Below are 25,809 nucleotides of genomic sequence, written 5' to 3'. Positions count from 1 at the left end.
GGGTCATGACCGACTTCTCCGCCGAGCACCGGCGGCTCATCGACGCCGTCGCCGAGCGCCCGGGCGCGCAGATCGCCGAGGCGACGGTGGCCTACGACCATGACGGGCAGCCCATGGAGGGCTACCGCGCCCACGACGCCGCGGTCGCCGGGCCGAAGCCCGCCGTGATCATCGTGCACGACTGGACGGGGCTGCGGGAGTACCCCAAGGCCCGTGCCCAGATGCTCGCCCGCCTCGGCTACTACGCCTTCGCCGCCGACCTCTACGGCACCGGGCGGCGCTTCGAGGACCACCAGAGCGCGGCGGCGGAGGCCGGGAAGTACTACGGCGACCTCGCGCTGATGCGCGACCGGGTCCGCGCCGCCTACGACGTCGTGGCGAACGACCCGGCGGTCGACGCGAGCCGGATCGTCGTCATCGGGTACTGCTTCGGCGGCTCGGCGGCGTTGGAGCTCGCCCGCACCGGGGCACCGCTGGCCGGCACGGTCGCGTTCCACGCCCGCCTCGTGGCCCACGAGCCGGCCGACGTCGCCGCGATCACCGGCGCGGTGCTGATCTGCACCGGCGGCGCCGACCCGGTGGTGCCCGACGAGGCGGTGGCGGCCTTCCAGGACGAGCTGCGCACCCGCCCCGACCTGGACTGGCAGGTCATCACGTACTCCGGCGCCGAGCACGGATTCACCCTGCCGGGCGGCGCGTACCACCCGGCGGCCGACGCCCGCAGCTGGCGCGAGCTGACGGCCTTCCTGGACGAGGTCTTCTAAAGATCTTTCGATAGTTGTAGCCGCTGCCGATGCGGTGCAGTCCGGTGTGGAGACCGTAAGAAGACGCGCCGTCGGCTACCGGGACGTCCGCGAACGGCTGCTGACCGTGTCAGAGTGACACCGCGTGCAGAGCGAGCCACAGCTGCACGCGGTCGGCGGTCGAGGTGAGCCGCCTGCCGGTGAGCCGCTCGATCTGCTCGAGGCGGTAGCGCACGGTGTTGCGGTGCACGTAGAGGCGGGCGGCGACCTTCGCGACCGAGCCGTCCTCCTCGAGGTACACCCGCAGCGTCTCGACCAGGGCCGCGCCCGAGGCGGTGTCGAAGTCCAGCAGCGGCGCGAGGACCTCCCGGCCGAGGTCGGCCAGGGGTAGGTCGTCGCTGGCCAGCAGCAGGCCCGGCAGGGAGAGCGGCTCCCGGCCGTTGATGCCGGGCCCGCGGCTGAGCGCCTCGCGGGCCTCGTAGAAGCTCCAGCGCAGCCCGTGCACACCGCTGTAGGCGCCGCCGACGCCGACCCGGGCGCCATCGCCGAGCTGTGCGACGTAGGCGAGGGTCTTGGCGGCGACGTCCGCGGCGCTGGGCGAGCGGCCGACGAGCACCACCAGGTGGTCGTCGAGGTGGGCGGTGGCGACCGGCTCGACCCCGGTCTCGGCGAGGGGGTAGACGCTGCCGGGCAGGGCCCGCAGGCCGGCGACGTCGGGCGAGGTGGCGAGGACGACGGTGTACGGGTGGGAGACGTCCACGCCGAACGCGAGCAGCCGCCGCTCGGCCTCCGCAGGGGCGATCGTGGTCCGCACGATGTCCTCGACGAGGTGGCCGATGAGCTCCCGCCGGCCGGCGAGGACGGCCTGGCGGCGGGCCAGCTCCAGGCCGACGAGGCTGGCCGCGTAGGGCAGGATGTCGTCCTGGCCGCCGGCGACCGGCCCGGTGCACAGCGCCGCCTCGACCGTTCCGCCGACCTCGACGAGGTCCTGCCGGGCGGCGCCGGACGGCCACGGCAGGCCCGGCGGCGCGGAGGCGAAGACATGGCCGTAGGCGTCCACGACGCCGATCGGTGCGCCGACCATGCGCCGCAGCGCATCCACCATGCCGGCGAGGCCGCCGCCGGACAGCAGCGCCCGGGTCAGCTCGTCGTGCATGCGCAGCAGCGCCCGCTGCCGGCCGTAGTGCGCGGCGAAGACCCGGTCGGCGACGAGCCGGTCGACGGCGATGAACGGGGTCTCGTACGGCACCTCGAGGATCGGCAGCCCGGCGATATCGGCGGCGGCGATCGTCGCCGCCGGCACGACCCGGTGGGTGAGCCCGGTGCCGAAGCCGATCGCGGCGACCGCGCGCTCGGCGACCCGGCGCACGAACTGCCGCTGGGCGGCGGCGGTGCGCTGACGCAGGCCGGTCGTGAGCACGAGCTCGCCGCCCTGCAGCCAGTGCCGGGGGTCGTCGAGCTCGGTCACGGCGCACCAGCGGACCTCCCGCTGCAGGTCGGCACGCGAACCGGCCCGCACGACGAGGCTCAGCCCGTCGTCGGCGAGGAGGTCCGCGAGGCGCACGCTCACGGGCGTGACTGTACTGCTGCACAACGATTTGCTGAAGCGCTGTACATCTGTCCATTGGAGTCGGTGCCCGATTTCCCTACGGTTCCGTCAACCCAGCCGCAGGGAAGCGGAGGTGCTGGCATGAGCGGACCGGCGATCCGGCTGACCGGGCTGCGCAAGTCGTTCGGCGTGGTCAACGCCGTCGACGGGGTCGACCTGGAGATCGCGGACGGCGAGTTCTTCTCCATGCTCGGGCCGAGCGGCTCCGGCAAGACGACGGTACTGCGCCTCATCGCGGGCTTCGAGTCGCCGACCGCCGGCACCGTCGAACTCGCCGGGGTCGACGTCACGCGACGCCCGCCGTACGAACGCGACGTCAACACGGTCTTCCAGGACTATGCGCTGTTCCCGCACATGTCGGTGCTGGACAACGTCGCCTACGGGCTGCGCGTGCGCGGCACCGGCCGGCGGGAGCGGCACGAGCGGGCCGAGGAGGCGCTGCGCTCGGTGCGCCTGGAGGGCTACGGCGCCCGGCGCCCCGCGCAGCTGTCCGGCGGGCAGCGGCAGCGGGTGGCCCTGGCGCGGGCGCTGGTGAACCGGCCGAAGGTGCTGCTGCTCGACGAGCCGCTCGGCGCGCTGGACCTCAAGCTGCGCGAAGAGATGCAGGTCGAGCTCAAGGCCCTGCAGCGGCAGGTCGGCATCACGTTCGTGTTCGTCACGCACGACCAGGAGGAGGCGCTGACGATGAGCGACCGCGTCGCCGTCTTCTCCGGCGGGCGGGTCGAGCAGGTGGCCGCGCCGGCCGAGCTCTACGAGCGCCCGGCGACCCCGTTCGTGGCCGGGTTCGTCGGTACCTCGAACCAGTTCGCCGGCGCCGACGTCATCGGCCGGTCCGGCACGTTCTCGCTGCGGCCCGAGAAGATCCGCCTCGACGGCGACGGCGACTGCGCGGCCGCCGGCAAGGTCGCCGAGGTGGTGTACGCCGGCGCCTTCACCCGCCTGGTCGTCGACCTCGACGCCGGACCCCGCATGGTCGTGCTGCTCACCTCCGCACCCGGACTGCCCGCGCTGCGCGGCCAGGCGGTCCGCCTCACCTGGAGCTCCTCCGACCTCATCGCGCTCGACTGACGCGCTCGAATCAAGGAGAAGGCATGCGCCGATACATCGCCGTATTCGCGACCGTGCTGGCCCTCGCCGCCTGCGGGGACGACGCCAAGCAGAGCAACGCGCCGGCCGGGCCCGCCGGAGCCCAGCTGCCGAAGATCGACAAGCTGGCGAGCCTCGGGGCCGGCGAAGGCGCGGTGAACATCGTGGCGTGGGCCGGGTACGCCGAGAACGGCAGCAACGACCCGAAGGTCGACTGGGTCACCCCGTTCGAGAAGCAGACCGGCTGCAAGGCCAACGTGAAGGTCGCCGGCACGTCCGACGAGATGGTGACGCTCATGAAGACCGGCGACTACGACGTGGTCTCCGCCTCCGGCGACGCCTCCCTGCGCCTCATCTACGGCGGCGTGGTCGCGCCGGTCAACACCGACCTGGTGCCCAACTACAAGGACGTCTTCGACGGGCTGAAGAACAAGGCGTGGAACTCCGTCGGCGGCGCGTCCTACGGCGCCCCGCACGGCCGCGGCGCGAACCTGCTCATGTACCGCACCGACGTGGTCAAGCCGGCGCCGACCTCGTGGGACGTGGTCTTCGACGCCAACTCCCCGTACAAGGGCAAGGTCACCGCCTACGACTCGCCGATCTACATCGCCGACGCCGCGCTGTACCTCATGAAGCACAAGCCGGAACTGGGCATCAAGAACCCGTACGCGCTGGACGACAAACAGTTCACCGCGGCCGTGGACCTGCTCAAGGGCCAGCAGAAGATCATCGGCGAGTACTGGTCGGACTACACCAAGGAGGTGCAGGCGTTCAAGGCCGGCAACTCCGTGCTCGGCACCACCTGGCAGGTCATCGCCAACCTCGCCGAGGCCGACAAGGCGCCCGTCGAGGCGATCCTGCCCAGCGAGGGCGCGACCGGCTGGTCCGACACCTGGATGATCGCGGCCAAGGCGAAGCACCCGAACTGCGGGTACCTGTGGATGAACCACATCATCTCCCCTGAGGCCAACGCCGCCGTCGCCGAATGGTTCGGTGAGGCACCGTCGAACAAGCTGGCCTGCGCCAAGACCGCCGACCCGCAGCACTGCACCACCTACCACGCCGACGACGAGTCGTACTACGGCCAGGTCTGGTACTGGACGACCCCGGTCGCCGACTGCGTCGACGGTCGCACCGACGTGAAGTGCAAGGACTACAGCGAGTGGACCAAGGCCTGGACGAGCATCAAGGGATGACGGTCATCGCAGGGTTCTTCCACCGCCACCCGCGGGCGAGGCTGGCGGCGCTGCTCTCGGCGCCGCTGGCCTGGCTCGTCGTGGCCTACCTCGGGTCCCTCGCGGTGCTGCTCACCTCGTCGCTGTGGCAGGTCAACACCTTCACCGGCGAGGTCGTGCACGAGAGCACGCTGGACAACTTCCGCACGATCCTGACCGAGCCCGTGTACCGCAACGTCGTGCTGCGCAGCGTGGGAGTGGCCGCCGCCGTCACGCTCATCGACGCGGTCCTCGCCGTGCCGATGGCGTTCTTCATGGCGAAGGTGGCGCCGGCGCGGTACCGCCGGATCCTCCTCGTCGCCGTGGTCACCCCGCTGTGGGCGAGCTACCTGGTCAAGGCGTACGCGTGGCGGGTCATGCTGGCCAACGACGGCCCGCTGGACCGGATCTTCGGCGGCCCCGGCTACGGGCTGCCGGCGACCGTGCTCGTGCTGTCCTACATGTGGCTGCCGTACATGATCCTGCCCGTCTACGCGGGCCTGGACCGGCTGCCCGACTCGCTGCTGGAGGCGTCGGCGGACCTGGGCGGCCGGCCCGGGCGCACGTTGCGCTCGGTGGTGCTGCCGATGCTGGTGCCATCGATCGTGGCCGGCTCGATCTTCACATTCTCGCTGTCGCTGGGCGACTACATCACCGTGCAGATCGTCGGCGGCAAGAGCCAGCTGATCGGCAACCTCGTGTACGCGAACATCGGCGCCGCCAACGACCTGCCGTTCTCCGCCGCCCTGGCCACCATCCCGGCGCTCGTCATGCTGGTGTACCTGCTCGCGGTACGCCGCACCGGAGCCCTGGAGAACCTATGACGCTCTCCCGCACCGCCCGCTGGGTCCTCGGCGCCGTCACCGCCCTCGGCCTGGCGTTCGTGTACGTGCCGCTGGCGCTGGTGCTGCTGAACTCCTTCAACGCCGACCGCACGTTCGCCTTCCCGCCGCGATCGCTCACGTTCGGCTGGTGGTCGAGGGCGTGGGACAGCAGCGGCCTGCGCTCGGCGCTGTGGACGTCGCTGCAGGCCGGCCTCGGCGCCACCCTGGTCGCCCTGGTCCTCGGCACGATGGTGGCATTCGCGGTGCAGCGGTACCGCTTCTTCGGCCGCGAGGCGGTCTCGCTGCTCGTGCTGCTGCCGATCGCGCTGCCCGGCATCGTCACCGGCATCGCGCTGGACACCGCGTTCCGCTCGGTCGTCGAGCCGCTGGGCGTCGGCAAGGGCCTGCTGTCGGTGGTGATCGGCCACGCCACGTTCTGTGTCGTCGTCGTGTACAACAACGTGCTCGCCCGCCTGCGCCGCACCGGCGCCTCCTACGAGGAGGCGTCCGCGGACCTCGGCGCCCGCCCCGGCCAGACCTTCCGCTACGTCACGTTCCCGCTGCTGCGCTCCGCCCTGTTCGCCGGCGGCCTGCTGGCGTTCGCGCTGAGCTTCGACGAGATCGTGGTCACCACGTTCACCGCCGGCCCCGGCACCGAGACCCTACCGATCTGGATCTTCAACAACCTGTTCCGCCCGAACCAGGCCCCGGTCATCAACGTCGTGGCCGCGGTGCTCATCGTCGCGTCGATCATCCCCGTGTACCTGGCCCAGCGCCTCTCCTCCGACACGACCGGCGGCCGGCTGTAGTCGTCAGGCTCGCCGCGGCCTGCTTGCGGTTCGTGTGCAGGTCTCGGCGGAGGTGTGTACGCCGGATGAACAGTCGTGGCCCGTGTGCTCCATGCACATTGATCAGCGAAAGTACATCCTGGATACGCCTCTGATGCGCATGTTACCGTGCGGCCGACGAAATCGCATCGATCGATGTCGTCAATTCGTCGTTGGGAGGTGAATCGCATGCTCAGCTTTTCGGGTCAGATCGGCACGACGGCCACCGGTGGGCTGACCGTCACGGTCGCTCCGGGTGCCTCCACCACGTGCGGCGGCGGCAACTGCTGCTGCACCAGTTGCTGTTCGTGGTAGTCGCCGGCCCATGCGCCCAACCAGTGAAAGGAAACCAGTCTTGCTCAGCTTCTCCGGCCAGATCGGTACCACGGCTACCGGTGGGCTGACCGTCACGGTCGCTCCGGGTGCCTCCACCACGTGCGGCGGCGGCAACTGCTGCTGCTCCAGTTGCTGCTCCTGGTGATCCGGCCGCTGCCGGTCACCTCCCTGTCCGCGCTCGCATCGGAGTGACATGCCCTACCGCCGCACCAGGGAAGAAGTCGAGGAAGCGCTCAAGGACCACGACTACCTCCGGGCGGTCGGCAGCTTCGCGATGCAGCACACGATTGTCTCGATCTATACGTCATCCACGGTCGTCCGGACCCCAGACTCCGTGGTGCGGGGCCGATGGGCGACCGGGGATGACGCCTTCGCCGGCGAGGAACTCCTGCTCAACTACCGCACGGACAACGCTCGGCTGGGCTTCCAGATGGGCATCGGCAGGTTCTACGAGCCGGATGCGGTCCTGTCCTCCTGCCACGCCGACCTTGAGGAAGACCTGCGTGACGTCGTCAAGCTGCCCGCCGCGAAACCCATCCGTGCGGGACTGACCGCGGTCGTCACCGAGCGGCGCAGCACCCGCCTGTTCAGCGGCGAGCCGATCTCGCTGGCCGACCTGTCGGCGCTGCTGTTCCACTGCCAGGGTGCCACCGGCAGCCTGCCGTACGGCAATCCGGCCGACCCGCACGGCGTGATCGGGCTGCGCACCGTCGCCTCCGGCGGTGGTCTCTACCCGGTAACGCTGTACGTCCATGCCTTCAACGTCGCGGGGCTCGCCCCCGGCGCGTACGAGTACCTGCCGTACGCCCACGGTCTTTCGCCGGTCGCGTCGCATCCGCAGCTGTCGCCGGCACAGGTGCTGCGCTCGCCCGACCTGGACGTCGAGCGCAGCGGGTTCGTCCTGACGTTCGTGTACAACCTCTACGACAACTCGCGCAAGTACGGCGACGGGGGTGTCGTGTTCGGGCTCATCGAAGTCGGCGCCATCCTGCAGAACCTGCACCTGGCCCGCACGGCGCTCGGCCTGGCCGGCTGTGACCAGGGTGGCTACGACAAGCAGACGATCGAGAAGATGCTGGACCTGGACGGCCTGACCAGCCACGTCGTGCACGTGAGCGTGGTCGGGCAGGGAGAGTAGTCGGTGAGCGCAGACGAGTCCATGATGGACAGTTACCTGCTGGCAAGCACGGCGCGGTTGGTGGAGGACAGCGCCGGCCGCTTCCGGATCCGCACCGGGGTGTGGAACTTCGAGGAGGCGGTGATCGACGTCAGCCGCGAGTCGCCGGCGGTGGGGGCCACCGTGCGGGCCGCGCTGCGCGCGGCGGCCGCCGGGCCGGTGCGCGTCGCCGACCATCTGGATCCGGGGCTGCTACCGATCGAGTCGGCCAACATCGAGCGCCTCTTCGCCGACCTGGCACAGGCCGGATTGTTCGTGCCCGCGCGTGAGCGCGACAGCCAGGATGCGGTGACCGCGGCGCTGCTGGGCCGGATGGTGTCGCCGTACCCGGGGGACGGCGAGCCGCCGAGCGGTGAGGTCGCCTTCCTGTCGGACTCTGCGGCGGCCACGGCGCAGGCCGAGCACCTGGCGGCCGGGATGCGGCTGCGGCTGGCGCCGCTCGCCCCGGAGACGGTCGAGCGCCTTTCGAGCGCCGACCTCACGTCCCGTATCGACGGCCTGGCCACCGAGCAGGCCATGGCCGACCTGACTCCGGCGCTGACCGGCTCGGCGGTGCTGGTGACGTGCCTGCAGCGACCGTCGCTGCCGTTGCTGCGCAACATCAATCGTGTGCTGGAAGGCCGCGACGTGCCGTGGGTGTGCGCGTTCATCGACGGGCCGTTCGTGTCCGTGGTGGGCCTGAAGTCCCCGCACACCGGCTGCTTCGAGTGCTTCGAGCAGCGGGCGCTGGCGCGGCTGGAGGACCACGTGTCCTATCACGACTTCGCCCGCTCGCCGGTCGGGTCCGCGGCACCGCGCGCCGCGGACGCGCCCATGATGAGCCTGCTGACCACGCTGGCGCTGACCGAGGGGTACCTGCACGCGACGGTGGGCGTGTCGCGGCTGTCGGGCCGGGTGCTCGGCGTGCATCTGCCCACGCTGGAGATCCAGACGCAGGACCTGTTGCGCATGCCCGCCTGCCCGGGCTGCGGCAAGGTGTCCCGCCAGCGGATCCGCGAGATCAACTTCAACAGCCGGGCGGCCGTGGACCGGATCGTGTCCGGGGTGCTGCGATGAGCGCAGTGTCGCACTACCCGCCGATGACGCGGCTGCTGCGGCGGTACAAGCACCTGGGGGCGAACCAGACCGGCATCATGCCGGGGTTCTTCGTCGCCGTCGCCGACATCCCGGGCGAGCCCCGGATGCGGGCGATGACGGCGACCATGCCACACTACCACCGCCTGATCATGGGTGACCCGCATCTGCAGGTGCAGTACCACCTGAGCGGGTACGGCCTGTACCAGGAAGAGGCCATGATCAAGATGATGGGGGAAAGCGTCGAGCGGTACGCCGCGATGGTCGCGATCCGCCTGTTCGACCAGGATTTCCGGTACGCCTCACGGCGCGAGCTGTCGGCCGAGGGCGAGTGCATGCCACTGGAGTACCTGGGCATCCTCGGTCCGGAACAGCAGCGCACCCTGGCCTCGCGGCTGCACCGGTACGCCGACCGCCCGCCCACGGAGGACGACGTCATCGCGTGGGTGCGTTGCCCGGCGCTGACCCGGCCGGGGGAGGACCTCTGGGTCCCCGCGCAGCTGTTCTTCCTCGGTTTCACCACCTCGGCGGCGCACGGCGACCTGCTCTTCACCCCGTCGTTCTCGACCGGCACGGCGGCACACGTGAGCCTGGAGAACGCGCTGCGCAACGCGTTGATCGAGGCGGTGCAGATCGACTCGTTCATTCTCAACTGGTACACCCCGAATCCGTGTCCGCAGGTCGTCGTCGACGACGAGGACGCGCTGCGGGTGCTAGCCACGATGAACCTCGGGCCGGATGCCGACTACCGGGTCCGGGCGATCCACCTGACCCGACCCGACCTCCCACTGCCGACCATCGGCGTGTACATGGACCGCAAGACCGACGCGCTGCCGATGCTCAGTTTCGGGGTGCAGGGCGACGCCGACCCGCGCTCGGCGCTGTTGCGCGGAGCGATGGAGAGCGCGGCCATCCTCGGCCTCGGCATGTACAGCGCCATCTTCGACACGACGGCGGTGCACGCGGCGACGAATTCCTCGCCGTACCTGGACCTCGACTCCAACGTGTTGTTCTACGCCGGACCGCAGGACGCGGAGCACAAGCGCGCCATCGTCGCCGAGCGGTTCAGCGGGTCCGTGAAGCTCTCCGAGATCGCCCCGCTGGCCGGAGCGTCGACGCTCGAGTCGCTGCTCGAGATGGTGGCCGGGGTGAGCCGCTGGGCGACCTACCTCGACATCACACCGCCGGAACTGGCCGGCACCGACTGGAAAGTGGTTCGCGTCCTCATCCCCGAACTGCTCAGCATGTGCCTGCCCGGGATGCCGCCGAAGGCGCATCCGCGCATGGTCGCGCACGGCGGAGTGACGAATGTCCACCCGCACCCTCTGCCTTAGCGTGCTGGTACTGCTCTGCGCGGCGTTCCCGGCGCAGGCGTTCCGGCTGACCCTGTCCGGAGTGCTCGGCGGCACCGGCGCTCGCGGCGCGGCGCGGCGCAGACTCGACCCGGCCGTGCGCGGGCAGTTGGTGTTCGCCGTGGCGCTGGTGGCCATGGCGGCGCTGGTCGCCACGCTCGCACCGATGCGGTGGGACCTGTCCTCGCCCGTCGATTGGCGCTGGTACGCCGCCGCGGTGGCGTTCGGGTGCCTTGCCCCGGTGCTGGAATGGGCCACCGGCGCCGCATGGCTGGCGGTCCGGCACCGGCGACTGGCCGGCATCGCGCTGCACCGGCTCGCGGGCGGCGGATCGGTCTGGGTGGTGCTGGCCGCGGTCGGCGTCGCCGCTGCCGAGGAGGTGCTGTTCCGGGGCGTGGGACTACACCTGCTGGGAGTTGTCCTGGGCTGGCCGGCCGCCGCGGCGCTGTTGGTCACCGCCGTCGTGTACGGCCTCAACCACCTCTACTTCGGCGCCATGACCGTCGCGCAGAAGACCTTGACCGGCATCGGGTTCGGCCTGCTGTACCTGCTGGGAGGCGACAACGTGCTCGTGCCGATGGTGGCGCACGCGGTGCAGAACGTGGTCGTGCTCACCGTGCTGCGGCGCCGGGAGCCGTCGTGACCCGCGACGCGGCGGTGTTCACCGCCGTCGCTGTCGCGGCGACCGCGGCCTGGCTCGCGCTGTACCGGCTGCCCTTCCGGCGCAACCGTACCCGCCAACGGGTACGCCTGGCCGTCGCCAGCCGCACGGGGCTGCCCGGCCGATACGTGTTCCCGATCCTGGGCACCCTGGTGTACCTGGCCGGCGGCGTCCTTGCGTCGATCCTCGTGATGTACTGGGGCGGCCTCGACGTGGTCACCCTGCTCGCCTGGCATGTCACCCCGCACGACGTCGGTCTGCTGGTGCTGACCGCCGCCGGCGCCAGTGCGCTGACCGCATTCGCCATGTCCATCCTCTATGCTGTGCGACCCCGCACCGACGTGCCCGGCGCGGTCACCGGCGTCCGCTGGATCGCCGAGATCCTGGCGCTACCCCGGGCATGGCGGTACATCGTCCCGGCGACCAGCGCCGCCGTCGAGGAGTTCTACTTCCGCGGTGTCTTCCTCGGCGGCCTTCTGGCCAGCGACACACCGGTGTGGGCCGCCATCGCGATCAGTGGCGCGACCTTCACCGTCGGCCAGGTACTGCTGACCGAGACGGCCCTGCAGGCCACCGTGCTCGCGCTGTCCAGTGTGGTGCTCGCGGTGGTGTGCGGGCTGCTGGTGATCGTCGAGGGCAGCGTCCTTCCGGCGATCGCGGTGCATGCCTCGTTCGCCGCCTACTACACCCAGACCAGCTCGCGCCGGGTCGCTCCCGTCGCGGCCGCAGTGCCCCGATGAGGAGGCCGACAACGGTGAGTCAAGAAGCAGAAGCAAGCGCCGCCGAGCCATTCGTCGACGCCCGGAACATCACCGTCCGCTACGGTGACCTGGTCGCCGTCGACGGTGTCGACCTGGGCGCCGACAAGGGCCAGGTCGTAGGCGTGATCGGCCCCAACGGCTCCGGCAAGACGTCGTTGCTGGAGTGCGTCGAAGGGCTGCGGAAACCGGCCACGGGCACGATCCGCGTCGGCGGCTTCGACCCGGCCACCGACCGTACGCGGATGACCCGCATCGCCGGCATCCAGCTCCAGCAGCTCGTCTACCCGCCCCGCGCCACGGTCGAGGAGATCTGCCGGCTCTTCGCGTCGTTCTACCCCGACCCGGCCGATCACATCGAGCTGCTCGAGCTGTTCGGCCTGAGCGGGCAGCGGCGCAGCCAGGTCGTCAAGCTGTCAGGCGGGCAGCAGCAGCGGCTGTCACTGATTCTGGCGCTGCTGAACAACCCGCAGGTGGTCTTCCTCGACGAGCTGACCAACGGCCTGGACCCGGCCGCCCGGCGCATGGTCTGGGACGAACTGCGCCGCCGCAACGGCGACGGCCTCACCATCGTGATCACCTCGCATCACATGGAGGAGGTCGAGTACCTCTGCGACCGGGTCAACGTGCTGCTCAAGGGCCGCGTCGTAGCCACCGGCACACCCACCGAGCTGATCCGGGACCACGCCGGCGACTCGGCCCGGCTCGTGCTCGACGGCGCCGGCGGCAACCGGAAGCTGGCCGAAGGTCTCACCGGGCTGGGTTCCGGGGTGCGGGTGGAGCCGGCCGGGCAGCGGCTGATGCTCGAGGTGCAACCGGCGCGCCGCGCGGACGTCGACCGGGTCCTGGCCGAACACGGCACCACCGCGCGGGAGCTGCCGGCCTCGCTGGACGACGCGTACCTGAACCTGACCGGGCAGGCCGCCGGAACGGCCTCGAGCGAAGCGGACAACGTCGATGTTTCCTAGCGTGCTGGCGTTCGAGTCGAGGCGAATGCTGCGCAACTTCCCGCCGCTGTTCTTCGGCCTCGTGTTCCCGGTCATGGTGCTGGGCATCTTCGGCGGCATCTACGGCAACAAGCCGTCCGACCTGTGGGACGGCCTCGGCACCGTCGACGTGTCCGTGCCCGCCTACGTCGGCCTCGTCCTCGCCGTCGCCGGGCTGATGAGCTTCCCGCTGGGCATGGTCGAGTACCGCTCCCGCGGGTTTCTGCGCCGACTGCGGGGCACCCCCGCCCGGCCGACCGTCTTCCTCACCGCACAGCTGCTGATCAACATCGTCATCTGCGTGCTGGGCATCGCCCTGCTCGTCGTCGTCGGCTCGCTCGTGTTCGGTCTGCACGCGCCGGAGCGGACGTTCGCGTTCGCCGGTCTGGCGCTGCTTTCCGGCGCCGCCATGTTCGGCATCGGCCTGCTGATCGCCTCCATCGCCAGAAGCGAGCAGACGGCCCTGGTCATCGCCAACCTGGTGTACTTCCCGATGATTTTCCTGACGGGCGCCACCGTCCCGCTCGAACTGATGCCCGACTGGATGCGCAAGATCAGCGACGCCCTTCCGTTGACGTACGCGATCGACGCGCTGCAATGGGCGTGGCTGGACCGAGGCGACTCCGTCGGCGTCGATGTCGCGGTGCTGGGCGGCACCGTGGTGGTCTGCGCCGCCGGCGCCGCCTGGCTGTTCCGCTGGGAATGAACCCCCTCGTCGACCGGACCGTGCAGGCCACCGCGTACGCAGCGGCGGCCTGCCGGGCCGCGGAGAGCCGCCTTCCGCGCCCCCGGGTGTCGGACCCGCTCGCCGAGCTGTTCACGCCGACCGCTGCGGCGGCGCCGATCGCGCGGCTCGCCGACGCCGGGCGGGACGAGGTTGTCGCCCGTACCGTCCTCATCGACCGCATGCTCGTCGATGCGCTCGAGCGACGGCCGGGGGCCGCGGTGGTGAACTTCGGGGCCGGCTTCTGCACGCGGCCGTACCGGATGCGACTGCCCGGATGCCGCGAGCTGGTCGAGGCCGACGACCCCGCCGTCGTCGAGCTGAAGGACCGGACCCTGCACGGCCGGCCGCACAGCTGCCCGGTAAGGCGGGTCGGCCTGGACGTCCGCGACGAGACCGCGGTGAGCGCCGTGGTGGACGAGACGGGACGATCCGGCGACGTGATCGTGCTCACCGAGGGCCTGCTGGTGTACCTGCCGGCCGGAGCAGTCACGGCGCTGGCGGCCACGCTCGCGAGCCGGACCGGCGCCGCGCACTGGATCGCCGACATCGTCAGCGCGGACTCCGCCAGGCAGATGCAGACCCTTGCCCAGCGCGTCCCCGGTGGGCTGGCGCTCTTCGGGCTGGACTCACTGACGCCGCTGGAGGAACCGGGCTGGCGGGTCGTGGCCTACCGGGCCCTGCCGGTGCCGCGACCCCGGTCCGGCGCCTCCAGCCGCACGCTCGTCGACGGCGTGGTCGCCCTCGAACCTCGCCGCGGCGGCTGAGTCCGGCACTGGAACAGGTCGCGTGGCTCGGGGATCTCGGGCGTCAGGCCCGCCTCCGCTTCGGCGGGTGGCCTGGGCGGCGGCGTCGGTTCGCGGGCCGGTCCTGCTCGTGAGGCACGGGGGGACGCCGGCGCTGGGCCCTTTTCGGCAAGGTCACCGCGTCGGTGATGGCCGCGGCGATGCGCCGGGCCAACCAGAAAGATCTGGCCCGCCTCAAGCGGATTCTCACTCCGTGACGGCGCGCATCCGGTTGTTGCGGGCATCGTGCGTCAGCTCGGCCAGGCCGAGCACCTCCAGCAGCGGCGGCAGGTACATTCCGAACCGGCCCCGGTAGCCCTTGCGCAGCCCGTACCAGCCGCCGACCGGGTTGTCCTCCGAACGGCCCCACGCCTCGACGGTGCCGTCGGCGGCGGGCTTGTTCTCGTCGGCGGCGCCCAGCGGCACCCAGTCGCCCTGCTCGCGCAGCCACGCATGCAGATCCTCGACCGCCCGCAGCTGGTACGTCAGCTTGGTCGAGCCGACCTGGCACACCAGGGCGGGCGGGTCGGCGGCCTCGTCGCGGTACATGGTGTACTCCGACGACCCGGGCGGGGTCTTCAGCACCCACGGGTCGTCCTTCGTGCCAGCCGGCATGACCGCCTCCCGTCCGCGCGTTCGACTCGCACTCTAGACCCCGTGCCGTCATGCCCGGGCCGGGATGGCCTCCGCGGCAGCCGATCGTGGGACCCTGAGATCGCTTGAACCGACCCATGCCGCGATGCTGTCAACGTATTGAGTAGTCGGTCCGAACAGTGATGATGTGCGGCTTCTTCCAGCTAGTGCTGTGACCACTAACGTTCACCGGGTTGGTGGTGTTGTGGTTCCTCGCCGCACGGGTGCGGTCGAGCGACTCCCCACCGTGGTGGGGCGGGCCTCAGCCGGCCAACTGACTCCTGTCGCCGCCCCCATCGTGTTCACCGTCGCGTCGCCGGGTGTGGCGGCGTGATGGCGTGGTGGGGGTCGGCGTGGGTCACGCCGGGACAGTCCGGCACCGGGGAGGTGTCGTCCTGCTCGACGGTGCGTAAGCACCTGCGGCAGCACTACTGCTGCTGGGGTGCTGGTGCCGCCGCCCGTGGGGTTCCCGCCCGGGTGGTTGGGGGTGCGGGTGGCGATGGTGGCGGCCGCGAACAGGTCGCGGTGCCCGGTGAGGTTGCAGTGCCGGCAGGTCATGGTCCGCCCGGCCGGTTTGGTGATCTTCTTGCGGCAGGTGGGGCAGGTTGATGAGGTGCCGCGTTCGTCGACGAGGTGGACGGTGATGCCGGCGAGTTCGGCCTTGTCCCGCAGCACTGCGATGGCGCGGCCGACCTGCCACTGCCGCAGCCGCAGGTTGTGCCGCCGGCCCGCGGGCAGGTCCAGGACGGTGCGAGGGTCGCCGACGGTCAACGTCCCGACCCGCCGCTGCACCGCCCAGCCGATCACGGTCTTCGCCGCCTCATGCTGCGCCTGCCGGACCCGGCGCCGGTGCCGGCCCTCGACGAGGCGGGCACGGCGACAGGTCTTGCGCCACCGCCGTGACCCGCGCTGCCCGGGTTTCGGGGCCCGGGCGGCGGTCGCCCGGCGGCGGTGCCTGGTGTCGGAGAGATGCATACGGTGCTCGGCGCGGACCGCGCGTGCGGAAACGAGCAGCCCGTGCCCGTCAGCGCCAGCAACCGCGTAGGGGTGGATGACACCGAGGTCGACGCCAGCGACCCGAGCCGGGTCCGGACCTGCGTCGGCCGGATACACGGTGACGGGAACCTCGGCGGTGACCTCGACCCACAACCGCCCGCCCTCGGCCAGCAGGGCCACGGACCGGACCTGCTCGACCGGGTACGGCACCGCCCGGTCCAGGCGCAGCCACAACGGCGCCGCACCCTTCGCGGTCGGTAGCCGCAGTCGCCGCCCGTCCAAGGTGAACGTGCCGTGGTAGTAGCGGACCGGCAGCAGACCGCGCCGCTTGCGCGGGAACCGTGCGGACAGGTCACCGGCCTTGCGGCGTTTCGCCGCCGTGAACCAGGCGTCGGAGTACCGGCGTAGCACCGACCGGGCCCCGGTCGTGTCCAGGTCACCGAAGGTGCCTGGACCGGCCGTGGACAGCTCCCGGCACAGTGCCTGATACGACACCACCGGCGGCGCCTGATGCCGCCACCGCCAGTGGTTGACCTCCAGCACACACGCCCACACGTCGCCGGCCGAGCGCAGCAGCCCGAAACACCGCTCCCTCTGACCACGCGTGACCCGCAACCCGACCCGGCAGGTGCGGTGCACCACCCGGGCAGCAGCAGGATCACGACGGCGAGGCATACGAACACTCAAGCACAGGGGTACGACAGAAAATCCCGGCCAACGTTCGTGGACACAGCACTAGCGGGCCTTGCCATGGCAGTGCCCCTTGCGTAACGTCATGGGTCGCTTGGTCCGGTTCATGCTCACAGCAGGTGACGCCGGGCAGGCTCGCTGAGTCGTGCACGCACGAGCCGGGGACCCACCGCATGTCTGGGGTGAATCCGCGGGCCGACGGCCTGTGGTAGGGCGACCTTCGCGCCCGAATCCGTCAGCTGACCCGGTAGGCGGACGCGTAAGGAGAAGTGTCTGTGCACAGCCGTTACCCCCATCGCCGAGGTCCTCGCAGGGCGCGTGCCTGCTCGTCCGCGCGCCGAGCGGCGTCAACAGGACGCTAGTGCCGCCTGCTGTCACGCTGCGGGTGGTCACAGTCGCGTAGGTGCCGGCCGCTCCGTTGCAGCGGCTACTGACGCAGCGCGGCAGGCAGCCGCAGGCCCGTGGCCTGTGCGCCATCCGTCCGGCTGCTGAGGTGGCGAGCGGGACTGTGCGCCGCGCACATCACTTCTTGCTGCCCGATGGCTGTGCATCGCGTGTCGTCGCACGTCATGCCCGTATCGATCGCCCTGCTCCGGGCTACTGGAGACTCGTTGTGAACCTTGAATCCGTACAGCCGCAGTCCCACCGCGCCGGGGATATCCGCCGGCCGCGGATGGCGGTGACCATGTGCGTGATGCTCGCCGCGGCGGCCGTGGCCGGCATCGTGCTCAGTCAGCTCGGCGATCCGCCGTCTGGGCGCACCGCAGCGGCGGGCGCGGCGCTGACCACGAAACCACCGAAGGCCGACGGTGCGGCGCCGTCCGCGCCGACGACGATGCTCCTCAAGTACCAGTTCCAGCTGCAGCCGAACTACTACTTCTGCGGGCCGGCGGCCACCCGGATCGCGCTCACGGCGGCCGGCCACGCCGTCAGTCAGGACGAGGCCGCGGCCATGCTGGGCACCACCACCAACGGGACGAACTCGGCCCTCGACACCACCCGCGTACTCAACCAGGTGCTCGGGCACGGCCGCACGCTGTACCAGACCAGAGAGATCCCGGTCTACCCGGCAACGCCCGCGCAGGCCGCGCAGCTTCAGACCGACGTGCTGACCACGGTCGGCGGCGGACGGGCAATCGTGGCAAACATCGCCGGACACGCGACCGACACCGCCGGTGCCGTGCACGCCTACGAAGGCGGTCACTACCTGACGGTCGTCGGATACCGCGACAGCGGCGGCACGGTGAAGATCGCCGACCCGGCCGACCCGAGTGGGGACGGCACCTACTGGCTGAGCACTCCCAAGCTGGCCGACTGGATCTCCTCGCGCGGCTACTCGTATTGATTCCCGGCATCGCCGATCAACTGACGGTGGCAGGGCGGCGTCGTGGTGGCCGGCCGTCGTGGGCTCAGTCCTGGCGTCCAGCGCCCTGTTCGTGGTCACGATGTGGGTGTCCGGTGGCGGTCTGCGCGGCGCGTTGCCGGGCGGGGCGGCGATGGGCATGCTTAGCCATCGACCCGCACTGAAGCGACGACCGGTCAGGCTGCCGGGTGAGTTCCTGGTCGGTGGTGTGGAGCTCGCATAACGCCACCCGGTTCGGGAAGCATGCCGTGGATGCCCGGGAGTGTGGGATTGCGTCGAGTCCGGCTGTGGAACGGATTGCAGCGCCGAGGTCACGCCGTCCGGGCGATGACGCCCGCGTTCGGTATGACCGCATCACAGGGGTAGCCGCTCAGGGCGATGCAGCTCACCACACCGAGTCGAAAGAGTCTGTGCGCCATGAGGCATTACACCCGAGGCAGCGCCGTGCTGGTGGGCGTCGCCCTCACTGTCACCGTCGCGCTCACCGCTTGCAGTGACACCGCAAGCGGTGGCGGTAGTCCTACGGCACCGAACAACGGCAGCGTCAGCGTCAGCGTCAACCCCACCTTCAACAACGTCGACGCGGTGTTCGTCCGGATGATGATCCCGCATCACGAGCAAGCCGTGGAGATGGCCGCCCTCGCCGAGACGAAGGCGACTGATCCGGACGTCAAACAACTCGCCGCCAAGATCAGTACCGGGCAGAAGGCGGAGATCGCAACAATGAAGGGCTGGCTGGTCGCCTGGGGCCAGCCGACCACGATGCCGAGCTGTCCCGAGATGCATTGCATGCCGAGCAACATGATGCCGCATGGAGCATCGCCGAACGGCATGATGCCAAGCGGGATGATGCCGAGCGGGATGCCGACGATGCCGGGCATGATGTCGAGCGCAGACATGGCAAAGCTCAAGGCGGCGACCGGCACCGACTTCGACAAGCTGTTTCTCCAGATGATGATCGTTCACCACCAGGGAGCGGTCACGATGGCCCAGGCGGAGCTGGCGCATGGAACCAACCCGGACGCCAAGGCTCTCGCCGGCCGTATCGTGAAGACACAGCAGGCCGAGATCGCTGCGATGCGGCAGATGGCCGGCCAGTCGCAGTAAAGCCTCGTCCGCTTTCCCCGGCGTCGGCGTCCTCCTGCTCTCCCAGCACGTGGAGACCCACCTCACGATGAGGCTAATAGCCCGATCAGTACGAACGTGGGCCCCAGGAGAGATCCTGGGGCCCACGTCGTCATGTATTCCACGCTCACTCGGATTGTGACCCGGCTGTTCGCTGGCGGGTGCCATCGCTCAGACGGGAGCCGTCAGTCCGACCGGGCGCGGGCGTGGATGCTCCCACTAGAACAGCGTGCTCACCGGCGACCCGAGTACAGCTGCGTCACGTGGTCGGCGCTGAGCTCGTAGCCGTACAGGCGGAAGTCGTCGATCAGACCGTCGAATCGGGGGTCGCCCCAGCTCGTCCCGCCGATGAGGTTGGCCGTGGTGTTGCCGCCCACGCCCACGTTGCCGATGCCGATGGGGAAGTTGGTACGGGTGCCCTGGAGCACGCCATTGAAGTAGATCTTGCCGGTCGAGCCGTTCATCGTGAACACCACATGGGTCCACTGGTTGAGCGGCAGGTCGCGGCCGGAACCGAGCGTGAGGCGCTCCTGTGCCGGGTTTCCGGCCGCCTTGAAGGTGGCGCCGAAGCCGGTGGTTCCGCTGTTCGTGCCAGACTGGAGCAGGAAGAACGTGTCCGTGCTGCTGCCGATCTGCAGCAGCGGCACCCAGTTCGGGAGGGTGTCCGGACGCGCCCAGAAGGACACGGCGAACTGGTTGGTCAGTCCGGACTGGATGTTGTCGGGCAGCTTGACCTGGTTGCCCGAGTTCGCGGCGCCGCCCGGCAGCGACACCGCGCTGCCGAACCGGCCGGCTGCCCAGGACGTCGTGCCCTGCAGGGTGGCCGCACCGACCGACGTCTTCGTGCCCGAGTTCGCGGCGGCGGTGCCGGTGTTCTCGTTGAAGGTGTAGCGGACGGCGCTGCCTTCGTTGTACATCGCCGTCACCTGCGCGGCGTTCAGCGTTGACGTGTACACCCGGACGTCGTCGATCAGACCGTCGAACGCGGCGTCGCCGTACCCGTTGCGGCCCAGCCAGTTGTTGGCTGTCGGGCCGATGCCGGCCATGGTGACCGTCAGGTCCGTGCGGGTCGCGATCGCCACGCCGTTGAGGTACAGCGTGCCGGTCGAGCCCTGACGGGTGAAGGCCACGTGGTTCCACTGGCCGGCGACCACGTCCCGGACAGGAGTGGCATAGACGCGCTCCTCAGGACCGGTCTTCGCCTTGAAGGTGGCGGCGAGCCCGGTGTTGCCGCTTGCCTGGGTCTGCATCTGGATGTGGAAGTAGCTCCCGGCGGAGCCCAGCCCGTCGCCGATGTGGAACATGCTGGTCCAGTTGCTCTTGGCGTCGGGGCGCACCCAGAACCCGGTGGTGAAGTTCGTCGCGTTCTGCAGCAGGTTGTCCGGCAGGTCGACCGCGTTGGCGGTGCTACCGCCGGGCAGGTTGATCGCCTTGCCGAGGATGCCGTTGGTCGACCAGCCGGTGGTGCCGGTCAGGACGGCCGCGCCGACCGAGCCGACGGTGCCGGTGTTGGCGCCCGTGGTGCCCGTGCCTTCCTCGAACTCGTAGCGGATCGGGACACCGGCGGCCGGCGGCGGGGAGCAGTCGGCGCTCAGCAGCCCGGCGGCGTAGGCGAGGCCGTTCTTCATCTGGGCGCGCACGTAGGGCTCGCTGTAGGCGGTGCCCTCGTGGCCCATGGAGGTGTACCAGGAGCGGCCGGAGTCGATCTTCTGGCACCAGGTGAGCGGGTGCGGGGAGCCGTTGGCGCCGCCGCCGTAGGACGACTCGTCGGCCTCGATCAGGGTGCGGACGTTGGGTGCGGGGTTGACCACCCAGTCGTACCACTCGTCGCTGCGGGTGATTGAGGCGGTGACGCCCTGGACCAGCGGGTGGCTGGCGTCCGAGACGAACACGCGACCGGGGCGAACGCCGGGGTTCTCCGGGTGCCCCTCGGAGACGGCGCCGACGAGGCGGTAGTAGAACGGGTTGACGTCGTGCTCGCTCTGACCGACCGACCATCCGGCGTAGTGCATGCCCATGTAGCCGCCGCCACCGCGGATGTAGGCCTCCAGCGCGCTGCGCTGGGCCGCGTCGAACAGCACGCCACCGGTTTGCGCGAAGACCACGGTGTCCTTGGTGGCGAGGTTCGCGGTGGTGAAGGCCGCGGGGTCGTCGGTCTCCTGGATGTCGACCGGCTGGTTGTACTGCGTGCCGAGCTGGGTGGCCAGGTCACGCACGGCTTGGCGGGCCTGCACGTTGGAGGCGTGGAAGTTGGTCTTGTAGAACAGCAGCACGGTGAGCCGGCCGTCGTCGGCCGGAGCCGCTAGCGCGCCGGCGTTGGCAGCAGCGGACGCCGCCGATCCGGCAAGCATGACCGACGCGACGAACGCCGCAGCGAGCGGGGCGAACACTCGCCCCCGCCATCGATCGGCATGCGCGAAGAGGGGAAACGGGGAGGACCAGCGGCGCACTTTCATGAGACATCCCTTGGGGTTCGGCATGGCGGATACCACCACCAGTAGGACTGAACGTGAACACTTCTTAACACAAAAGCGCGAACTGCGTCTATGTACTCGAACCAATTTCTATCTAGTTCTCATACGTGAACAGGTGCTGGATGACGATGGTGCGGCGGTTCGCATGGTGCATCGCCCGGCCCACCGCTTGACTGCCGATCTTCACGCTGCCGATCCGTCCTCTGTGGACGGTGTTTGCCCGGTGCGCGCCTCTCGACGGCTGCACTGGTTCGAGCTCTCCGTGGGCTGGTACCGGCCCGAGGTCGCGTGGCACGATCTCCGGCAACTACTGGGTGTACTCCACGGGTGCGACCCAGGGCTGCGGCACTGGACCATGGGAGGTCGTGCTCTTCCGGTCCCGTTGGTACGGCTGGGAGGAGCTCGACAGGACCTCGCGTTGGAGCAACGACGGTTCGAAGACCGCATGGTGGGACTGCGACGGCACGCATGACTACCGGGCGCTGCTCCAGAAGAACGGCGTCAACTACAAGTGGTCGTCAACCCTCACCATCAACTGCTGATGGCCTCCAGGGCCGACCGCTGTCGCTCCGCGAGGCGGTCGGCCCGTGGTCGCCGCACCGTTCGCCTGCCCCGACGGTGGCGACAGTGATCGTCCAGGGCGACCAACACCAGCGGTTGAAAAGTCACGCGGGCCCGCATACCCCGAGAGTGGGCGGGAAGTGCCGTACGGGCGCACGAACCACGGAGACGCCATGAAAGCGAACACCTCGACCGAAACCGTACTGGTAGCGGAGCGGTGCTGGGACGGGCTGGCCGAAACACCGTCCGGCCACACCGAGGTCCTGGTTCGCGGCGGGCGCATCGTCGAGGTCGGCGACCGGGTCGGGCGTGGCACCGGGCAGGTGGTCGACCTCGGCGACCGCATGCTGCTGCCGGGCTTCATCGACTGCCACATGCATACCACGGTGGATCCGTCGGCACTGCTCACCGCGTTCGTGGCCGACCCGGCCACGGTCATCGCTCTGCGGGCCCTGCCGGTGCTGCGGGATCTGCTCGACCGCGGGTTCACCACCGTGCGCGACCTGGCCACCTTCGCCGCCGAGCCGATCACGATCTACCTCCGCGACGCCCTCGCCAACGGCCTGATCATCGGGCCGCGCATGCTCGTGGCGCCACATCTGATCTCGGCTCGCGGCGCCCACGGGGACATCTCCACCCTGCTCGCACCCGAACACGGCCGCGAGATCGGCGTGCTTGCCGACGGGGCCGCCGCCCTGACCCGCGCCGTGCGCGAGGAGATCCGCACCGGCGCGGACTGGATCAAGTTCGGTGCCACCGGCGGTTTCGGCACGCCCACCGACGACCCCGGGCAGGCCACGTATACCCAGCAGGAGATGGACGCCCTGGTGGCCACCGCCACCGACCTGGGCGTCCCGTGCACCCCGCACGCCTACGGCGACGAAGGTGTCGCCCGTGCGGTCCGGGCCGGGGTGCGCTCCGTCGAGCACGGCAACCTTGCCTCTGCCGAGACCCTGTCGTTGATGCAATGGCGCGGGGTGTTTCTCGTTCCCACCCAGTTCATGGTCGCCGACGCGCTGGACCACCTCGACGACGAGGACTACTGGCGGGGCAAAGACCCCGACGAGCGGGAGAAGTTCAGACGCTATGCGGACCAGCTGCGTGACAGCGCCCGCAACGTCGCCGCCAGCGACGTGCAGATCGCCTTCGGTACCGACGCCGGCATGTTCCCCCATCATCGGAACTGGAGAGAGTTCCCCGCCATGGTGCACACCGGCATCAGCCCGCTACGGGCGCTGCGTGCCGCCACCAGTACCGCTGCCGACCTGCTGCAACGGCCCGATCTCGGCCGGATCCGGCCCGGTGCCACCGCAGACCTGATCGCCGTCCGCGGCAACCCGTTCGACGACATCGACGCCACCGGTGGTGTCGACTTCGTCATGCACGACGGCGTGGTACATCGCCCAGTCGCCATGGCATGAACCATGCGGCTGATCGACGTACACTGCTGGCCTTCTTCGCTGCGGTCAGACTGCTCGGCGGTGCCCGTGGTCAAGCGGACCGTGAAGGCAGCATCCAGTGGCCGCGGGTCGACCAGCCGAGCAGCCGCCGGCGGTCCGGAGCCGCCGTACCGTCAGGGGGGAACGTCCCGCCGGTGACGACGTGCTCGAGGCCGCCGATCGCGGGCTGGAGCCGGATCTGCACGTGGAACGGCAGACCGTCGGCGTCGCTGTGGACCGTCCGGACGAACTCGGCGGGATCGGCTCCGGGCATCGACAGGTAGAACACGAGGTGGCGCCAGGCGTACGCGATGTCCTTGACGACCGGCAGCGGATGTGGGCTGGCCGGCACCTGCGCTGCGAGGGTCTTCGCCTTCACGTACGCCCGCCACGCCAGCGTCGCCCAGTCGCCGGCCGGACGGACGCCGGCCGGCCCGACGAGGGTGGCGAGGTTGTGGGTGGTGAGGATCTGCGCCTGCTCGATCACCGTGCCGTTGGCGGCGACCGAGCCCGAACCGGTCGATCCGCTCGCCCGCGCCCGCTCGCCGCACAGCGCGTCGAACGTCGGCGACGTCCGGGCGCCGTACCTTCCGTTGCGGACGTCGTCGACAGCCGTGAGGGCGGCGTAGTCGATGCCGTAGTAGCGCTCGTACAGGCTGCCGGTGAGCAGACCGCCGGCGATCTGCGCGGCGGCGAGGTACTTGCCGGAGAACGTCCCCATGAAGATGTCGGCTGCCAGCTCCTCGACCCAGGGCAGCCGCAGACCGGTCTCGGCCCCGAGCGCGCTGAGCTCACGGACCAGCGGGTTCGGCAGTACAGTCGCCGGAAACGCATCCAGGGTGAGCTCGCCGAGCCGGCGCAGGGCCCCGGCTGCGGCGCCGCGCGTGTCGGCGTCGGCGTGCCGGTGGGCCTGCACCGCCCGCACCCACGGCAGTTCCTCCAGGCGCACCTGGTGTTCGAGGTTGAGCAGCAGCAGCGACCGGCGGTTGCGGAAGGCGCGGTAGGTCGCCGTCATCAGCTGCTGCAACGCCGGGTCACGGTATGCGGCGGCGGTGCTGGCCGCCGCCAGCTGCGGCACGAGCACGGCCAGGACCTCGGCCGACGGGACGACACCGGCGTCGAGGAGCTCCTCGACGGTGCCGGCGGCGGCGCGACGCACGGCGGTGCCGAACGCGTCGGGGACGGCTGTCCCGACCGGGATCGCCGCATCGGGTGCCTCGCCGGCCTCGACCGGCCGCAGGACGGCGTCGACGTCGCTGACCCCGACGTCCTGCGGCAGGGCGGCCAGGCGCGCGACGACGACCCGGGCGATCCCGTGGTGGGTCGGCACGGCGCCGATCGCAGCCTGCTCGGCGCGCAGCGCGGTGTGCGCCGGTGAGCCAGGCGCACCACGACGGCGCACCATGCTGTCGACCGCGTGCTGCAGCAATCCCCGGGTGCGCGGGTCGAGACCTTGCCTGGTGAGGTGCTCGGCGAGGGCGTTGCGCAGAATGGCGAGGTTCTGCTTGCGGTTGCGGTGCTTCGTGCAGTGCTGGTGCCGGTCGGTGAGCGCGGTGTAACGCGCCAGCAGCGTGCGGGAACGGGCCGTCCAGGCCTCGTCGGCCCGCTCGGCGACCCGGCCGTCGACGACGGTGGCGAGCCAGTGGGTGAGCAGTTCGTCGGCGAACGGGTTCCAGACCGTGAGCGCCTCGCGCATCGCCTCGATCTGCGGGTTGGGGCGGCGGGCGGCAAGCTCCTCCCGGACCTCGCCCGCGCTGTGCCGCCACACGATCGACGGGTCGGCCGGCGCGGAGTCCGCCGGCTGCGGCGCGAACCGCAGCCGCCCGGCGAACGGCGCGATCTCCTCCACGACCGCCGACGCGGCCTCGTCGTCACCGGCCCGGACCAGCCACGCGACGGTGAGCAGGGCCGCCTCCTCCGGCAGGTCCACCCGGTACGCGCCGGTGTCCAGCAGCGTCCACAGATCGGTCAGGCCGTGCTTGCTCAGGTGGTGGCGGAACAACTCCGCTCGGTCGGCGGCGACACGCATCCTCGTGGCGAGCGCCTGCTCGTGCGGCAGCAACGGGCCCTCGGCGGCCGCCGTCCCGGTCGCGAAGCCACCCCGGACGACACCCGGCGTGACCCACGCCGGCAGGTCCTTGACCGGTGTGCGGGATCCGATCGTCAGCTTCCCGTCCAGGACGCCGCGCAGCACGGCGCCCCACCGCTCCATGCGGCGGTCGGCGCGGCGGCGCGTGTCAGCGTCCTCGTGCGTCGTCGCGGTGACGAGCGCCCGCGCCAGCTGGTCCACGGCGTAGCCGAGGTTGACGCCGGTCGGTGGACCCGTGGGGGAGGTGGTCGGGTCCGGGGTGGGGTCGGTGTTCGCGGCCATG

The 25,809-nt window shown here is 70.5% G+C and carries 23 protein-coding genes and 1 riboswitch; of the genes, 17 read left to right on the top strand and 6 right to left on the bottom strand.

Going from position 1 to position 25,809, the window contains the following annotated elements; translation table 11 throughout:
• The first annotated feature begins 5 nt into the window (after positions 1-5).
• Positions 6-764 (top strand): dienelactone hydrolase family protein, encoded by a 759-nt coding sequence (locus ABZ321_RS28590; RefSeq protein ID WP_354896761.1) that lies wholly within the window; start codon positions 6-8, stop codon positions 762-764.
• 109 nt (positions 765-873) lie between these two features.
• Here ABZ321_RS28590 and ABZ321_RS28585 read toward each other — a convergent pair whose 3' ends face one another.
• Positions 874-2,313, bottom strand: a complete 1,440-nt coding sequence (locus ABZ321_RS28585; RefSeq protein ID WP_354896758.1) for a PucR family transcriptional regulator ligand-binding domain-containing protein — start codon at positions 2,311-2,313, stop codon at positions 874-876.
• A gap of 120 nt (positions 2,314-2,433) precedes the next feature.
• Between ABZ321_RS28585 and ABZ321_RS28580 the strand changes: the two genes are divergently transcribed.
• From ABZ321_RS28580 to ABZ321_RS28565, 4 genes are read left to right on the top strand one after another with little or no spacing between them, the layout of a single operon-like run.
• A complete protein-coding gene (locus tag ABZ321_RS28580) occupies positions 2,434-3,420 on the top strand; it encodes an ABC transporter ATP-binding protein (RefSeq protein ID WP_354896755.1) in 987 nt (328 codons plus the stop codon).
• 23 nt (positions 3,421-3,443) lie between these two features.
• Positions 3,444-4,634: an ABC transporter substrate-binding protein gene (locus ABZ321_RS28575; protein ID WP_354896752.1), complete on the top strand. Its 1,191-nt coding sequence runs from the start codon at positions 3,444-3,446 to the stop codon at positions 4,632-4,634.
• The gene (locus ABZ321_RS28570; RefSeq protein WP_344511648.1) at positions 4,631-5,476 is read left to right on the top strand and encodes an ABC transporter permease; all 846 of its coding nucleotides are present in this window, start codon (positions 4,631-4,633) and stop codon (positions 5,474-5,476) included. Before ABZ321_RS28575 ends, ABZ321_RS28570 begins: the two co-directional genes overlap by 4 nt.
• Positions 5,473-6,285 (top strand): ABC transporter permease, encoded by an 813-nt coding sequence (locus ABZ321_RS28565; RefSeq protein ID WP_354896749.1) that lies wholly within the window; start codon positions 5,473-5,475, stop codon positions 6,283-6,285. Before ABZ321_RS28570 ends, ABZ321_RS28565 begins: the two co-directional genes overlap by 4 nt.
• A gap of 224 nt (positions 6,286-6,509) precedes the next feature.
• On the opposite strand, the gene ABZ321_RS28560 is transcribed toward ABZ321_RS28565, so the two are convergent.
• Positions 6,510-6,638, bottom strand: a complete 129-nt coding sequence (locus ABZ321_RS28560) for a hypothetical protein (protein WP_344511652.1) — start codon at positions 6,636-6,638, stop codon at positions 6,510-6,512.
• Positions 6,639-6,832: 194 nt separating this feature from the next.
• On the opposite strand from ABZ321_RS28560, the gene ABZ321_RS28555 reads away from it, so the two are divergent.
• The 8 genes from ABZ321_RS28555 to ABZ321_RS28520 are packed head-to-tail and all read left to right on the top strand — an operon-like array spanning position 6,833 to position 14,138.
• Positions 6,833-7,777 carry a SagB/ThcOx family dehydrogenase gene (locus ABZ321_RS28555; protein WP_354896746.1) on the top strand — a complete coding sequence of 315 codons (945 nt, stop codon included), beginning with the start codon at positions 6,833-6,835 and terminating at the stop codon, positions 7,775-7,777.
• A gap of 3 nt (positions 7,778-7,780) precedes the next feature.
• The gene (locus ABZ321_RS28550) at positions 7,781-8,872 is read left to right on the top strand and encodes a TOMM precursor leader peptide-binding protein (protein WP_354896743.1); all 1,092 of its coding nucleotides are present in this window, start codon (positions 7,781-7,783) and stop codon (positions 8,870-8,872) included.
• The gene (locus ABZ321_RS28545; protein WP_344511658.1) at positions 8,869-10,224 is read left to right on the top strand and encodes a YcaO-like family protein; all 1,356 of its coding nucleotides are present in this window, start codon (positions 8,869-8,871) and stop codon (positions 10,222-10,224) included. The genes ABZ321_RS28550 and ABZ321_RS28545 overlap by 4 nt, the downstream gene beginning before the upstream one ends.
• A 1-nt stretch (position 10,225) precedes the next feature.
• Positions 10,226-10,885 (top strand): CPBP family glutamic-type intramembrane protease, encoded by a 660-nt coding sequence (locus ABZ321_RS28540; protein ID WP_354896739.1) that lies wholly within the window; start codon positions 10,226-10,228, stop codon positions 10,883-10,885.
• Positions 10,882-11,643, top strand: coding sequence for a CPBP family glutamic-type intramembrane protease (locus ABZ321_RS28535; RefSeq protein WP_354896736.1), 762 nt, complete (start codon positions 10,882-10,884; stop codon positions 11,641-11,643). Before ABZ321_RS28540 ends, ABZ321_RS28535 begins: the two co-directional genes overlap by 4 nt.
• Positions 11,644-11,657: 14 nt before the next feature.
• Positions 11,658-12,629, top strand: a complete 972-nt coding sequence (locus ABZ321_RS28530) for an ABC transporter ATP-binding protein (RefSeq protein WP_354896733.1) — start codon at positions 11,658-11,660, stop codon at positions 12,627-12,629.
• 1 nt (position 12,630) lies between these two features.
• Positions 12,631-13,353, top strand: coding sequence for an ABC transporter permease (locus ABZ321_RS28525; RefSeq protein ID WP_354896730.1), 723 nt, complete (start codon positions 12,631-12,633; stop codon positions 13,351-13,353).
• A complete protein-coding gene (locus ABZ321_RS28520; protein ID WP_354896727.1) occupies positions 13,350-14,138 on the top strand; it encodes a class I SAM-dependent methyltransferase in 789 nt (262 codons plus the stop codon). Before ABZ321_RS28525 ends, ABZ321_RS28520 begins: the two co-directional genes overlap by 4 nt.
• Positions 14,139-14,363: 225 nt before the next feature.
• On the opposite strand, the gene ABZ321_RS28515 is transcribed toward ABZ321_RS28520, so the two are convergent.
• Together ABZ321_RS28515 and ABZ321_RS28510 are read right to left on the bottom strand one after the other, a co-directional pair.
• The gene (locus tag ABZ321_RS28515; protein WP_354896724.1) at positions 14,364-14,771 is read right to left on the bottom strand and encodes a DUF6855 family protein; all 408 of its coding nucleotides are present in this window, start codon (positions 14,769-14,771) and stop codon (positions 14,364-14,366) included.
• Between the two features lie 204 nt (positions 14,772-14,975).
• On the bottom strand, positions 14,976-16,460 hold the full coding sequence (locus tag ABZ321_RS28510; RefSeq protein ID WP_354896721.1) for a transposase: 1,485 nt from the start codon (positions 16,458-16,460) through the stop codon (positions 14,976-14,978).
• A gap of 141 nt (positions 16,461-16,601) precedes the next feature.
• A riboswitch (cyclic di-AMP (ydaO/yuaA leader) is annotated at positions 16,602-16,744 on the top strand.
• A 134-nt stretch (positions 16,745-16,878) separates the two neighbouring features.
• Between ABZ321_RS28510 and ABZ321_RS28505 the strand changes: the two genes are divergently transcribed.
• Together ABZ321_RS28505 and ABZ321_RS28500 are read left to right on the top strand one after the other, a co-directional pair.
• Positions 16,879-17,820, top strand: coding sequence for a C39 family peptidase (locus ABZ321_RS28505; protein WP_354896718.1), 942 nt, complete (start codon positions 16,879-16,881; stop codon positions 17,818-17,820).
• 435 nt (positions 17,821-18,255) lie between these two features.
• Positions 18,256-18,945 carry a DUF305 domain-containing protein gene (locus ABZ321_RS28500; RefSeq protein ID WP_354896715.1) on the top strand — a complete coding sequence of 230 codons (690 nt, stop codon included), beginning with the start codon at positions 18,256-18,258 and terminating at the stop codon, positions 18,943-18,945.
• A gap of 251 nt (positions 18,946-19,196) precedes the next feature.
• Here the strand turns inward: ABZ321_RS28500 and ABZ321_RS28495 are convergent, their stop codons facing one another.
• Entirely contained in the window at positions 19,197-21,353 is a 2,157-nt protein-coding gene (locus ABZ321_RS28495) for a LamG-like jellyroll fold domain-containing protein (protein ID WP_354896712.1), read from the bottom strand.
• A gap of 449 nt (positions 21,354-21,802) precedes the next feature.
• Here ABZ321_RS28495 and ABZ321_RS28490 point away from each other — a divergent pair, with 449 nt between their 5' ends.
• Complete coding sequence (locus ABZ321_RS28490; RefSeq protein ID WP_344511683.1) at positions 21,803-21,979, top strand: hypothetical protein; 177 nt, start codon at positions 21,803-21,805, stop codon at positions 21,977-21,979.
• A gap of 192 nt (positions 21,980-22,171) precedes the next feature.
• Positions 22,172-23,419 (top strand): amidohydrolase family protein, encoded by a 1,248-nt coding sequence (locus ABZ321_RS28485; protein WP_354896709.1) that lies wholly within the window; start codon positions 22,172-22,174, stop codon positions 23,417-23,419.
• 70 nt (positions 23,420-23,489) lie between these two features.
• Here ABZ321_RS28485 and ABZ321_RS28480 read toward each other — a convergent pair whose 3' ends face one another.
• Positions 23,490-25,808, bottom strand: a complete 2,319-nt coding sequence (locus tag ABZ321_RS28480; protein ID WP_354896706.1) for a hypothetical protein — start codon at positions 25,806-25,808, stop codon at positions 23,490-23,492.
• Position 25,809 lies beyond the last annotated feature (1 nt).

The organism is Dactylosporangium sp. NPDC006015 (assembly GCF_040614215.1).
Classification (GTDB): domain Bacteria; phylum Actinomycetota; class Actinomycetes; order Mycobacteriales; family Micromonosporaceae; genus Dactylosporangium; species Dactylosporangium maewongense.
Note: the sequence above shows the minus strand (reverse complement) of the source record. Positions and strands in the feature narration are given on the sequence as shown.

Excerpts from the sequence above, each read along its gene's own strand:
- ABZ321_RS28500 (WP_354896715.1), top strand. The coding sequence starts at position 18,256 with ATGAGGCATTACACCCGAGGCAGCGCCGTGCTGGTGGGCGTCGCCCTC.
- ABZ321_RS28515 (WP_354896724.1), bottom strand. The coding sequence starts at position 14,771 with ATGCCGGCTGGCACGAAGGACGACCCGTGGGTGCTGAAGACCCCGCCC.
- ABZ321_RS28485 (WP_354896709.1), top strand. The coding sequence starts at position 22,172 with ATGAAAGCGAACACCTCGACCGAAACCGTACTGGTAGCGGAGCGGTGC.
- ABZ321_RS28545 (WP_344511658.1), top strand. The coding sequence starts at position 8,869 with ATGAGCGCAGTGTCGCACTACCCGCCGATGACGCGGCTGCTGCGGCGG.
- ABZ321_RS28590 (WP_354896761.1), top strand. The coding sequence starts at position 6 with ATGACCGACTTCTCCGCCGAGCACCGGCGGCTCATCGACGCCGTCGCC.
- ABZ321_RS28555 (WP_354896746.1), top strand. The coding sequence starts at position 6,833 with ATGCCCTACCGCCGCACCAGGGAAGAAGTCGAGGAAGCGCTCAAGGAC.
- ABZ321_RS28480 (WP_354896706.1), bottom strand. The coding sequence starts at position 25,808 with ATGGCCGCGAACACCGACCCCACCCCGGACCCGACCACCTCCCCCACG.
- ABZ321_RS28565 (WP_354896749.1), top strand. The coding sequence starts at position 5,473 with ATGACGCTCTCCCGCACCGCCCGCTGGGTCCTCGGCGCCGTCACCGCC.
- ABZ321_RS28510 (WP_354896721.1), bottom strand. The coding sequence starts at position 16,460 with ATGCCTCGCCGTCGTGATCCTGCTGCTGCCCGGGTGGTGCACCGCACC.
- ABZ321_RS28570 (WP_344511648.1), top strand. The coding sequence starts at position 4,631 with ATGACGGTCATCGCAGGGTTCTTCCACCGCCACCCGCGGGCGAGGCTG.
- ABZ321_RS28575 (WP_354896752.1), top strand. The coding sequence starts at position 3,444 with ATGCGCCGATACATCGCCGTATTCGCGACCGTGCTGGCCCTCGCCGCC.
- ABZ321_RS28520 (WP_354896727.1), top strand. The coding sequence starts at position 13,350 with ATGAACCCCCTCGTCGACCGGACCGTGCAGGCCACCGCGTACGCAGCG.
- ABZ321_RS28580 (WP_354896755.1), top strand. The coding sequence starts at position 2,434 with ATGAGCGGACCGGCGATCCGGCTGACCGGGCTGCGCAAGTCGTTCGGC.